Raw genomic sequence first — 12,116 nt, 5'->3', positions numbered from 1 at the left:
CTTGTAAGGCTGCATCACCTCGAACCGCGTGAGGAGCACGTCGAAGAGCTGGTCACGCGCCACGTCTGGGCCGGGCGCCGGAAATTTTTCCAGCACCGCCAGATCGACCGCGCGCACGAAGGCGGCGAGTATCTGCGTCTTGCTTTGAAATTCCTTGCGAAATTCGATCAGCGGGATCTGCGCTTCCGCCGCGATCTCGCCAAGGCTCAGATCGCGCCAGCCGCTCGTCTCGGCAAGCTTCAGCGCCGCTTTGATGATGCGGTCGCGATGGGTATATCCGTCAAGCATTGTCCGCCTCCTCAATCACGCTTTCCAATATCGCGTGCCTCCGGTGCGAGTTCAATGCCGCCCTGCGACGCGTTCAGCCAAGCGGACGTGCGACATCGAAAGCCGGACCTTTCCGCGCGGGGGCGCATTCTCCGCCCAGCATGCAATCTTTCGTCACGCTGTGGCCGAGCATCGCCATCAACGGTTCGAGCCGCGCATCGTGGACGCCGAGGCGTCGCAGATGCTGGACCGTGTTCACGACGTAATCGATGTTCGGTCCAGCGCGACCGACGCTGCGTCTCACGATCGACGCCTGAGTTTCGAGGGGCAGCAGCCCGGTATATTGCCGGTGATGGCGCCCCATCAGAAAGCTCAGCGCAAGGACCGTGCGGCCGCTTCCATCGAGCAACTTCACGGGGCGCTTCACCGCCGTGTAAACGTTGTTCATGTTCTCGCGGCGCTTCAGGTAGTGGCGCGTGTCCAGATCGAGGCGGCGCGGGACGCGGAACGCCATGCCCTCGCATTGACCGCCCTTGTCGAGGCCGAGCACCAGCCCCGGCACCGATTTCGTTCCCCGGTGAATGAAGGAATAGCAGCAGAGTTCGCGATGCGCGCCTTCGAGGAGTGCGCGCGAGGATTCCTCAAAAACGAAGCCAGGCCGCCACATCAGCGAGCCGTAACCGAAAATCCAGAGGTCCACAGTCTCGATCCGTCGGGCGGGATGCCCGCGCCGCGCCTCTTACACTGCCGCACCGCGCAACGCAAAGACTTCCGCTCGCGTCGGCGTTTGCTTCCGCAAGATCGCGGCAAGCGAAGCTTAATCCTTCTTCGGCGCGGGCGTGCGGCCGAAGTTCGGCTCGGGGCTCTCCTGGCCCGCGTCGATGATGCTTCGGCGGACGGCGCGCGTCCGCGTGAACTTGTCGAACAGCTTGTCGCCCTCGCCCCAGCGGATATGACGCTGCATGGCCGCGAGATCTTCTGTGAAGCGGCCTAGAATTTCGAGCACCGCTTCCTTGTTGTTGATAAAGATGTCGCGCCACATCGTGGGGTCAGATGCGGCGATGCGGGTAAAGTCGCGGAAGCCGGACGCCGAAAACTTGATGACCTCGCTCTTTTTCTCTTCTTCGAGGTCCGCCACGGTGCCCACGATATTGTAGGCAATCAAATGCGGCAGGTGCGATGTGATGGCGAGCACGAGGTCGTGGTGCTTCGGTTCCATGATCTCGACATGGGCGCCGCACGCTTCCCAGAACGCCTTGAGCTTCGCAACGGCGGCCTCATCGGCGTCCGGCAGCGGCGTGAGAATGGTCCAGCGCCCGTCGAACAATTCCGCGAAGCCGGATTCGGGGCCGGAAAACTCGGTGCCCGCGATAGGATGGCCGGGGATGAAGTGCACATGCGGCGGCAAATGCGGGGCGACCGCGTCCACCACCGCTTGCTTGACCGAGCCCGCGTCGGAGAGGATCGCGCCGTCCTTCAGATGCGGGGCGATTTTCTGCGCCAGCGCCTCGAACGTGCCGACCGGCGTGCAGAGGATCACGAGGTCTGCGCCCGCCACCGCGTCGGCGGCGTGCTCGTAAACCTCATCCGCGAGGCCGAGCCGCTTCACCGCCGCGCGCGTCGCTTCGGTGCGCGCCGACGCCGTAATCGTGCGCGCGAGACTGGCGCGGCGCATCGCGTGGCTCAGCGACGAACCGATGAGACCCACGCCGATCAGCGCAACCTTCTCGAACATGGGCGCGTCCGTCATCGTTCGCTGAACTCCTCAAGCGCGGCGAGCACAGCGCGGTTTTCCTCTTCGAGCCCGATGGTCATGCGCAGCGCATGCGGTAGCCCATACGCGCCGACCTGCCGCAGGATGATGCGCCGCTCGTTCAGGAACGCATCGGCGTCATGCGCGGTGCGGCCCGGCTCCGAGGTGAACGGTATCAGCACGAAATTGGCGACGCTCGCGCGCACGTCGAAGCCCATCTTGCGAAACTCAAGCGTGACGATGTCGCGCCACGTGTCGTTATGCGCCTTAGCGGCTTCAATGTGGGCCTTGTCGGCGAGCGCCGCGATAGCCGCGTCCATCGAAGGTTGCGCGAGGTTGAACGGGCTGCGGATGCGGTTCAACGCGTCGGCGATGGCGGCGGGCGCATAGGCCCAGCCCACGCGGGCGGCCGCGAGACCGAAGATCTTCGAGAACGTGCGCGTCATGATGGTGTTCGGCGTGGTCGCCACCATCTCGATGCCCGCTTCGTAGTCGTTGCGGTTCACATATTCGGCATACGCCCCGTCGAGCACGAGCAGCACGTTGTCCGGGAGCGCAGCGCGAAGGCGGCGCACCTCCTGATGCGGCAGATAGGTGCCGGTCGGGTTGTTCGGGTTCGCGATGAACACGGCCTTCGTGCGGGGCGTCACGCATTCGAGGATCGCATCGACGCTCGCGGTCAGGTTCTTCTCCGGCGCGACGACCGGTTCCGCGCCCGCCGCGAGAATCGCGATTCGGTATACGAGAAAGCCGTGCTCGGTGTAGATCGCCTCGTCGCCGGGGCCGAGATAGGCCTGCGCCAGGATGTGGAACAGCTCATCGGACCCGTTTCCGCAGATAATGTGCGCCGGATTCAGCCCGTAGGCCGCGCCGATGGCCTCGCGAAGCGCCGTGCATGCGCCGTCGGGGTAGCGGTCGAGATGGCTCGCAGCCGCGCGATAGGCTTCGACCGCATGCGGCGACGGGCCGAGCGGCGTTTCATTCGACGACAGCTTTATGACCGGACCTTCGCCCGCGAGCTTCGAGCGACCCGGAACATACGGATCGATGGCGAGCACGCCGGACCGGGGGCTTGGAGCCTCTCCGCGAACCACCTGTTTTCTCCTTGGTAGGGGTATTGTGCAATGCGCGCTTATAGACCCAACTTGCGGCGGGGGACAATATGCGGAGGCAGGGCCGCTTCAAATCGTTGCTATCAAGGCGGGCGAAACACAGAGACGCGGCGCGCAAAACGGCAGGCGGGATGGTGCGCGGCGTAGTTCAGTGTATCGTTCAAACGAAACGGCCTCCGCATGGGGAGGCTGTGCTCTCGCAGAGCTTCTAAGTGCCCGAGGCTGTTGCCGTTTGGGCATCCCGCCTGTCTCTAACAGGTGGATCAAGTCCGGCGAAACCGGACATTTGTCAGGCTAGCACCAGGCGAAGGCGCCGGCAAGCAGGGTGCGGCGAAGAGTGTCGCCGGCCGCTATCCTTGAGGTAATCACATGACCTATGACGACCAGAAAATCGCGGCGCGGCTTCAGGCGGAACTGCCGAACTGGACATACGCCCACGGCTATCTGCGCCGCACTTACAAGACCAAGAACTGGAAAGCGACGATGATGCTCGTCAACGCAATCGGCTATCTGGCCGAGACAGCGTGGCATCATCCCGATCTGCTGGTTTCGTTCTCCTCGGTGGAATTGCGGCTGATGTCGCACGACGCGGGCGGCATCACCGACAAGGATTTCGAGTTGGCGGCGAAGATCCAGGCGCTCGTGGGCTGGAAGGACGGCAACCGCATTTTGGGCGAGTGAGGGCGACGCTCGCAGAAAGAAAGGCCGGGGCTTGGCCCGGCCTTCGATTGCATGCTGAAGCGCTGAAGCTTCGCGAATCAATCAACCGCGCGGTTGATTGATTCGATTCGGAAGCGGTGTTAAAGACCGATCAGGCGAAGTCGCCGCCGTCGTCGCCGAAGCCCCAGCTGTCGTCACCGCCGCCGCTGTTATCGGCATAGTCGGACTGCGGGAAGCTTTCGCCAGCGCCAGCTGCCGCCTCGGGATTGGCCGCAGCCGCTGCCTGCGTCACGGCGCTGTCGCTTCCGAACATCGAGCTGATGCCGGAGAACAGAAGCGCGCCGCCCGCCACGCCGACCGCCGTCGTGGCGGCGCTGCGGAGGAAGCCGCCCTGCTGCTGGGGCTGCATCGCCGGGCCACCCTGATACGGCGGCTGCTGGCCGTAACCCTGCTGCTGCGGCGCACCCCACGGGTTGCGCGACTGCGGCTGCTGAGGCTGCGCGCCACCGCCGAAAAGGCCGCCGAGGAAGCCGCCGGACTGGCGCGGCGCGGACGCTTCGCTCACCTGGCGCTGCAAATCCTGCATCTGCGCTTCAGCGTTCTTCAGCGCAAATTCCTGCATGATGACGGTCTGGGCGAGGATATAGACGGTCTCAGGGCGCTCCTGAGCGAGACGGCGCAGAAACTCTTCCGCCTCGGGGTCTTTCTGCTGCGGGGGTACGCTGCGCACGCGCTGGGCGAGATCGCCAAGAAGACGCTGTTCTTCGGGTGTCATCGAGAGTGCCTCCGGTTTGGTGCGAAACGCCTGCGGATCGATCCCCCTGCGGAATCGGTGCCCTGTCGCCTCGCGCCGCCTCCCTTGGTCGGGGAGGCGATTTCTTGTCTGCTGTCAGATAGGGGTTCAAAGGCGTCTTGAAAGATGGCAAAACCACGAAAATTTGATGAAGAAGTTCGGGCGGATTTTCGGCGAAGGCTGGAGCCGATCTTGTCGTCGGAGTGGCTTCCGGCAAGCGCGACGGTTGGCGGCAGCAAAAAGCTTCCGCCTATTCAAAACGCCTCATTTTGAGGCATTCGCACTTATGGAAGCCGCCATTTTGGAAGCGGCACCTACCGGAGATGTGCCCGCAAGAAAATTTTCGCCAAGGTAAGTTGGCCGCGCTACAACCTGGATCGAGAATTATTACATTTTCGTGACTGTTCATTTCGCGGTTGCAGGTCGATATTTATCAACGGCAATTGTAATTATTTGAGGACATGCCCGAAAAAGCGCGCGATAGCGGTTGCTTCGAGGCGCGCATTTTCCTATATTCGCGGCATCGATTTGGCCGGACGATTTGGGCCGTTTCGCCTCGCCTTTCGCGCTAGGCCACGTGTTCCTACCTCTCCACCCATCGACTACCGTTGCGTCGCTTCGGCTGCGTGACAAATTTCTATCTAGCGAAAGGACTTCCCCATGAATATGGGCGTCGTGAAATGGTACAACAGCCAAAAAGGCTATGGCTTCATTCAGCCCGATGACGGCGGCAAGGACGTGTTCGTCCACGTCAGCGCTCTGGAGCGCGCCGGTCTCCGCGGCCTCGTTGAAGGCCAGAAGGTTTCCTTTGAGATCCAGACCGACCGCCGCACAGGCAAGACCTCGGCGGGAAATCTGCAGGTCGCTTAAAGACCAGTATTTTTTAGAGCGCGGGAAACCGCGCTCTTTTTTTATTCTATTTCCGCCGCGCTTGGGTTTCACAGCGCGAGCATGCCTTAACCACAGTGTCGGTTTTGACCGGGCGTGCGTGCCTTATTCCATCTCTCCCAAAGGTAGTGCTTTTCAAGCGCCTTGCCGATGCTTATTATTTGAGCGTAGGGCGGGGATGCGCGGGTTTTCGGCATCCTGTTTGCATAGGGGACATCATCAGTTCCGGATTGGCAACGGGTTCAGCATTGGATCGATCTCCAAATCAGACGTTTAATTTTTCTCCATGCGGCTGGACCCCCTTCCATTGGCCATCTCACGTCCGACATAAAATTAGGGCACTCTCGACCGACCTCGTGGCGATGAAGTGTCCGCCGAGCAGCCTTGCCGGGTCGATTTACCCTGGCCCTCTTGGGGCAGAGAGAAGGTGCATGGGGCTCCTCACGCTCACTCCAGGACTTATCTCCAACGACGATCAGCGGGGTCGCGATGTCGACTGACTTGTTTGACACCTATGCGCGCGGTTTCGAGGCAAAACGCGAAACCGTTATGAGTTTGGCGGAGTATCTGAAGGGGTGCAAAACAGATCCGCTCATGTACGCCTCCCCACATGAGCGATTGCTCGCCGCTATTGGCGAGCCTCAGATGGTGGATACTTCCAAAGACTCCCGTCTCGGCCGCATATTCATGAACCGGACTATCCGGATGTATCCGGCCTTCGCCGAGTTCTACGGCATGGAGGAGACGATCGAACGCATCGTCGCCTTCTTCCGTCAGGGCGCGCAAGGCCTTGAGGAGCGCAAGCAGATCCTCTATCTGCTCGGTCCCGTCGGCGGCGGCAAGTCTTCGCTCGCCGAGCGCATCAAGGCGCTCATGGAGCAGAAGCCGATCTATGTTCTGAAGGCGGGCGATGACTTGTCTCCGATCTTCGAGAGCCCGCTCTGCCTTTTCGACCGCGAGACGATGGGCGACCGCATCGAAGAAGAATACGGCATTCCGAAGCGCCGCCTCACCGGCCTCATGAGCCCGTGGTGCCTAAAGCGGCTCGACGAGTTCGGCGGCGACATCACGAAGTTCAAGGTCGCGAAGATCCTGCCCTCGCGGCTGCGCCAGATCGCCATCGCGAAGACAGAGCCGGGCGACGAGAACAATCAGGACGTCTCCTCGCTCGTCGGCAAGGTGGACATCCGCCGTCTCGAATTGCTCGCGCAGAACGACCCGGACGCCTACTCCTACTCCGGTGGCCTGAACCGCGCGAACCAGGGCGTGCTCGAATTCGTCGAAATGTTCAAGGCGCCGATCAAGATGCTGCATCCGCTCCTGACTGCGACGCAGGACGGGAACTATGTCGGCTCGGAAAACATCGGCTCGATCCCGTTCAACGGCATCATCATGGCCCACTCGAACGAAGCCGAGTGGCGCAGCTTCAAGAACAACAAGACGAACGAAGCCTTCATCGACCGTATTTACGTGATCAAGGTTCCGTATTGCTTGCGCGTTCAAGAGGAAGAGCAGATTTACGACAAGCTCATCCGCACATCGGAACTGGCGAACGCTCCGTGCGCTCCCGGTACGCTCGGAATGCTGGCGCGCTTCTCGGTGCTTTCGCGCCTCAAGCCGCACGAGAATTCGAGCCTTTACGCGAAGATGCGCGTCTATGACGGTGAAAGCCTGAAGGAGGTTGATCCCAAGGCGCGCACCATGCAGGAATACCGCGACCACGCGGGTGTGGATGAAGGCATGGACGGCATCTCGACGCGCTTCGCGTTCAAGACGCTGTCGGCAACCTACAACCACGACACGCAGGAAGTGGGCGCCGATCCGGTGCATCTCATGTATGTGCTGGAGCAGGCCATCCGCCGCGAGCAATATCCCGACGACGTGGAAAGCGCATATATCGAGTTCATAAAGACGGAACTCGGCCCGCGCTATGCTGAGTTCATCGGGAACGAGATCCAGAAAGCCTACCTTGAATCCTATCACGACTATGGCCAGAACCTGTTCGACAGGTACGTCGCCTATGCCGATGCGTGGATCGAGGATCAGGACTTCAAGGACGCCGACACGGGGCAACTCCTGAACCGCGAGCTTCTCAATCAGGAGCTTTCGAAGATCGAGAAGCCCGCCGGCATCGCGAACCCGAAGGACTTCCGCAACGAGGTCGTCAAGTTTACACTGAGGGCCAGAGCGCAGCGCGGCGGCAAGAACCCGAGTTGGACGAGCTACGAAAAGATTCGGGAAGTCATCGAGCGGCGCATGTTCAGCCAGGTGGAAGACCTTCTACCTGTGATCAGCTTCGGTTCGAAGAAGGATGGCGAAACCGAGAAGAAGCATAGTGAGTTTGTCGAGCGGATGGTGACGCGAGGCTACACCGAGCGTCAGGTTCGCAGACTTGTTGAATGGTACATGCGCGTTAGACAGGCGGGCTAGGCTACGAAACGTGTACATCATTGATCGGCGTCGCGATGCGAGCGGCAAGAGTCTAGGCAACAGGCAGCGGTTCATCCGCCGCGCTCGGGCGCTTGTCCGACACGCGGTGCGGGAAGCCTCGAAAGACCGCAAGATCACGGACACGGGCAAAGGCGGCGAAATCGTCGTGCCCGTGGACGGTGTTCACGAGCCGTCGCTGCGCCGAAGCAGCAAGGGCGGGAGTCGCGAATACCTTTTGCCCGGCAACAAGACCTACATCGAGGGCGACAGCATCGAGCGGCCGCCCTCCGGTGGCGGCAAGGGCGGCGCGAGCGGGGACGGGGGCGGGGAGGACGAGTTTCGCTTTGCCCTTTCGGACGAGGAGTTCATCGACCTCTTCCTCGAAGACCTCGAATTGCCCGACCTCGCCAAGCGTCAGGTCATGGGCGAAGGCAAGGATCAGCCGCGCCGCGCAGGATACCGCTCATCCGGGCCGCCGTCGTCGCTATCGATCCAGCAGACCATGCGCAAGAGCCTCGCCCGGCGCATAGCGCTGAAGCGTCCCAAGGTTGACGAGATCGCCGAACTTGAGGCGCAGCTCAAGGCGCTGGAAGATGAGGGCGGCCACGATGACCAGATCCTCCAAATCCGCGAGGCGTTGAAGAAGCAGGCGAAGCGGTCGATCGCGATCCCGTTCATCGATCCGGTCGACGTGCGCTATCGCCGCTTCGAGATGGAGCCGAAACCCGTCGCGCAGGCGGTGATGTTCTGCCTGATGGACGTGTCCGGCTCCATGGACGAGCATCTGAAGGATCTCGCGAAGCGCTTCTACAGCCTTCTCTACCTGTTCCTCAGCCGCCGTTATCGCTACGTCGAGGTGGTGTTCATCCGCCATACGCACGAGGCGAAGGAAGTGGACGAGGACACGTTCTTCCACAGCCGCGAGACAGGCGGCACCGTTGTATCGACCGCGCTGGAAGAAATGATCAAGGTGGTGCACGACCGTTTCCCGCCCGGCGTCTGGAACATCTATGCCGCGCAAGCATCGGACGGCGATAACCTGCCGATCGACAACGAAAAGACGGTCTCGCTCCTCAAAACGTCGATCCTGCCGCTGTGCCAGTATTACGCGTATATCGAAGTTGGCCGCGAGCCGGAGGAGCGCCGCCGGTCGGTCGAGCCACCAACCACGCTCTGGCGCGCCTACGACATGATCCTCTCGCCGAAACTGCCCATGGCGATGCGAAAAGTTCGCGACCGTCGTGACATCTATCCTGTCTTCCGGGAGTTGTTTGAACGGAAGAGCAACGCAGCAAGCACGGGGGCCTGATGACGACGACGGTAACGGCCGGCAGGGATGATCCGCTTCTGTTCAAGGATGGCGACTGGGATTTCGATACCCTGTCGCGCATCTATGACGGGGTGGCGGAGATCGGCGATGAGCTGAAGCTCGACATCTATCGGCCGCGCATCGAGGTCATCACCACCGAGCAGATGCTCGATGCCTACGCCTCCACCGGCATGCCGCTTTTCTACCGGCACTGGTCGTTCGGCAAGCAGTTTGTGCGCAACGAAACGCTGTATCGCAAGGGCTGGCAGGGCCTCGCCTACGAAATCGTCATCAACTCGAATCCGTGCGTCGTGTATCTCCTCGAAGAGAACACGGCGACCATGCAGACGCTGGTTCTGGCGCACGCGGCCTTCGGGCACAACCACTTCTTCAAGAACAACTACGTCTTCAAGCAGTGGACCGACGCGGACGGCATCCTCGATTATCTGGCCTTTGCGAAGAACTTCATCGCCGATTGCGAAGAAAAATACGGTCAGGCCGAGGTGGAGCGTGTGCTCGACGCCGCCCACGCGCTGCAAAATCAGGGCATTCACCGCTACCCTGGCAAGCGGCAAATGGATCTGCGCTCCGAGCAGAAGCGCGAGCGCGAGCGGCGCGAGCACGGCGAACGGCTGTTCAACGATTTGTGGCGCACCGTGCCGGAAGGGCAGGGCAAGAAGGCCAAGAAGCGCACCACGGAACGAGATCGGCGCCGCGCGCTCCTCGGGTTGCCCGAGGAAAACATCCTCTATTTCCTCGAAAAGACTTCGCCGCGACTTCGGCCGTGGCAGCGCGAGGTCATCCGCATCGTCCGCCTCATCGCGCAGTATTTCTATCCGCAGCGCCAGACGAAGATGATGAACGAGGGCTGCGCCACCTACACGCACTACGAGATCATGCAGCGACTATACGATAGAGGTCGCATCACAGAAGGCTCGTATCTCGAATTCCTGCACTCGCACACCAATGTGGTGGCTCAGCCGGATTTCGACGACCGCCGTTATTACGGGCTGAACCCGTACGCGCTCGGCTTCACCATGATGAAGGACATCGAGCGCATGTGCGTGGACCCGACGGCGGAAGACCGCGCCTGGTTCCCGGACATCGCCGGCAACGCCGACCCGGTGGAGACGCTCAAGGACATTTGGGCAAATTACCGCGACGAGAGCTTTGTTTCGCAGTTCCTCAGCCCCGCCGTGATCCGCAAGATGGGCCTGTTCCTCGTCACGGACGATGCCGGCGAGAAGGATCTGTCGGTCGACGCCATCCACGATGAGCGCGGCTACATGCGCGTTCGCCGGGCGCTCGCGCGGCATTACGATGTCTCGCGCCACGATCCCGACATCCAGATCGTGGACGTTGACCTCGAAGGCGACCGCCGCCTCGTCCTGCGCCATAGCGTGGTGGACGGCGTCATGCTGGAGGAGGAGGACGCCGAGCGCGTGCTTCAGCACCTCGCGAACCTTTGGGGGTACGAGGTGCATCTGACGGAAGAGAACGACAAGGGCGACATCTCCACCAAGCACACGGCGGAGCCGGTACACCCGTTCGTTTAGCGAGTTGTTCAGGCAGGGCGGGTATAAAGTGCCTTGAACGGGGCCGTTGCTCCGATGTGTCGCCTTGTCGGAAGAACTTCGATGCCCTTCGAAATCGAACGGAAATTTCTCGTGGCGGGCGATGGCTGGCGCGCGGATGCCGACAGCGGGTGGATCATCCGTCAAGCTTATCTCGCCAACACCGGGAAGATGTCGCTTCGCATCCGTACCCGAGATGGCCGGGCGACGCTGACGATGAAGTCAGCTGGCGTGGGTATCAGCCGCTTGGAATTCGAATACGACATCCCGCTCGATCACGCGGCCGCGCTCATGGAGCTGCGTGAGGGCTCGATCATTGAAAAGCGTCGCCATCTGCTGCCGTGGTACGGCCTGACATGGGAGATCGACGTGTTTCAGGGCGAGAATAATGGTCTCGTGGTGGCCGAAATCGAACTGCCGCACGAGGATCACGGCTTCCCGCTGCCGTCTTGGATCGGAGCGGAGATCAGCGGCGACCCGCGCTATTCGAACGCGAGTCTCTGCAAGCGGCCATTCTCGCGTTGGGGAGAGGCTCCGGCAGGCGAGCGCGCTGCCGATCCGGAAATGTGATCGCGCCTTAATGCCTCCACGCTGAAATCAGTCGAGCGCGGATTATTTGATCCCGTAAGCACTTAAGCGGCGCGATGCTTATGCACCACAATAGAGCATGCACTTTTGAGCGGTGCGCGACTTGTCCGACTGTCATCTCCCGGTCATTCTCGATGGACAGCATTCGCGGATAACAAGGGAGGATCAGCATGGACCCGAAAACCACAGCGCTCGTGCTCATCGAATACCAAAACGATTTCGTGAAACCGGGCGGCGCAAACTATGAGGGCGTCAAGGGCGTGATGGAGAGCACGAACATGCTCGCCAATACGCTTGCGACGGTCGACGAGGCGCGGGCGCGCGGCGCGACCATCATGCACGCTGCAATCAGCTTCGCCGAAGGTTATCCGGAAATCCCGGCTAACCCCTATGGCATTCTCGCGGGGATCGTGGCGGGGCAAGCCTTCCGCAAGGGCACGTGGGGCGCGGAGATCATCGAGGAGCTGACGCCTCAGCCGGGTGATATCGTTATCGAAGGCAAGCGCGGGCTCGACTGCTTCGCCAGCACCAACCTCGATTTCGTGTTGCGCCAACGCGGCGTGACCGACGTGGTGCTCGCGGGCTTCCTCACGAATTGCTGCGTCGAGAGCACCATGCGCTCGGCCTATGAGCGCGGCTTCCGCGTCGTCACGCTCACCGACTGCACGGCGGCGCTGAGCGAGGAAGAGCAGCGCGTGGCGATCACGAAGGACTTCGCGTTGTTCTCGCGGCCGATGACGCA

The 12,116-nt window shown here is 61.5% G+C and carries 12 protein-coding genes; 7 read left to right on the top strand and 5 right to left on the bottom strand.

Going from position 1 to position 12,116, the window contains the following annotated elements; genetic code table 11:
- The 4 genes from T281_RS12705 to hisC all read right to left on the bottom strand — a co-directional run.
- On the bottom strand, positions 1 to 288 hold a 288-nt coding region (locus tag T281_RS12705; protein ID WP_037239565.1), incomplete at its 3' end, for a TetR/AcrR family transcriptional regulator.
- Between the two features lie 73 nt (positions 289 to 361).
- Complete coding sequence (locus T281_RS12700) at positions 362 to 967, bottom strand: gamma-glutamylcyclotransferase (RefSeq protein WP_013420623.1); 606 nt, start codon at positions 965 to 967, stop codon at positions 362 to 364.
- A 117-nt stretch (positions 968 to 1,084) separates the two neighbouring features.
- Positions 1,085 to 2,017, bottom strand: a complete 933-nt coding sequence (locus tag T281_RS12695; RefSeq protein WP_037239564.1) for a prephenate/arogenate dehydrogenase family protein — start codon at positions 2,015 to 2,017, stop codon at positions 1,085 to 1,087.
- Positions 2,014 to 3,114 (bottom strand): histidinol-phosphate transaminase, encoded by a 1,101-nt coding sequence (gene hisC / locus T281_RS12690; protein WP_037239561.1) that lies wholly within the window; start codon positions 3,112 to 3,114, stop codon positions 2,014 to 2,016. Before hisC ends, T281_RS12695 begins: the two co-directional genes overlap by 4 nt.
- Before the next feature lie 387 nt (positions 3,115 to 3,501).
- Here hisC and T281_RS12685 point away from each other — a divergent pair, with 387 nt between their 5' ends.
- The gene (locus T281_RS12685) at positions 3,502 to 3,813 is read left to right on the top strand and encodes a 4a-hydroxytetrahydrobiopterin dehydratase (RefSeq protein WP_037239558.1); all 312 of its coding nucleotides are present in this window, start codon (positions 3,502 to 3,504) and stop codon (positions 3,811 to 3,813) included.
- A gap of 130 nt (positions 3,814 to 3,943) precedes the next feature.
- Here the strand turns inward: T281_RS12685 and T281_RS12680 are convergent, their stop codons facing one another.
- Positions 3,944 to 4,567, bottom strand: coding sequence for a DUF2076 domain-containing protein (locus T281_RS12680; protein ID WP_037239556.1), 624 nt, complete (start codon positions 4,565 to 4,567; stop codon positions 3,944 to 3,946).
- Positions 4,568 to 5,245: 678 nt separating this feature from the next.
- Between T281_RS12680 and T281_RS12675 the strand changes: the two genes are divergently transcribed.
- The 6 genes from T281_RS12675 to T281_RS12650 all read left to right on the top strand — a co-directional run.
- Positions 5,246 to 5,455 (top strand): cold-shock protein, encoded by a 210-nt coding sequence (locus tag T281_RS12675; protein WP_037239553.1) that lies wholly within the window; start codon positions 5,246 to 5,248, stop codon positions 5,453 to 5,455.
- A 507-nt stretch (positions 5,456 to 5,962) separates the two neighbouring features.
- Positions 5,963 to 7,903 (top strand): PrkA family serine protein kinase, encoded by a 1,941-nt coding sequence (locus T281_RS12670; protein ID WP_037239552.1) that lies wholly within the window; start codon positions 5,963 to 5,965, stop codon positions 7,901 to 7,903.
- 10 nt (positions 7,904 to 7,913) lie between these two features.
- Positions 7,914 to 9,212 (top strand): YeaH/YhbH family protein, encoded by a 1,299-nt coding sequence (locus T281_RS12665; protein ID WP_037239551.1) that lies wholly within the window; start codon positions 7,914 to 7,916, stop codon positions 9,210 to 9,212.
- Positions 9,212 to 10,768, top strand: coding sequence for a SpoVR family protein (locus T281_RS12660; RefSeq protein WP_037239550.1), 1,557 nt, complete (start codon positions 9,212 to 9,214; stop codon positions 10,766 to 10,768). The genes T281_RS12665 and T281_RS12660 overlap by 1 nt, the downstream gene beginning before the upstream one ends.
- Before the next feature lie 81 nt (positions 10,769 to 10,849).
- Positions 10,850 to 11,356 (top strand): CYTH domain-containing protein, encoded by a 507-nt coding sequence (locus T281_RS12655; protein WP_037239549.1) that lies wholly within the window; start codon positions 10,850 to 10,852, stop codon positions 11,354 to 11,356.
- A 188-nt stretch (positions 11,357 to 11,544) separates the two neighbouring features.
- Positions 11,545 to 12,116: cysteine hydrolase family protein (locus T281_RS12650; protein ID WP_037239547.1), on the top strand; the 572-nt coding region annotated here is incomplete at its 3' end.

The organism is Rhodomicrobium udaipurense JA643 (genome assembly GCF_000636015.1).
GTDB classification, from domain to species: Bacteria; Pseudomonadota; Alphaproteobacteria; order Rhizobiales; family Rhodomicrobiaceae; genus Rhodomicrobium; species Rhodomicrobium udaipurense.
The sequence above is the reverse complement of the archived record's forward strand: the minus strand, read 5'-3'. Positions and strand labels throughout refer to the sequence as shown.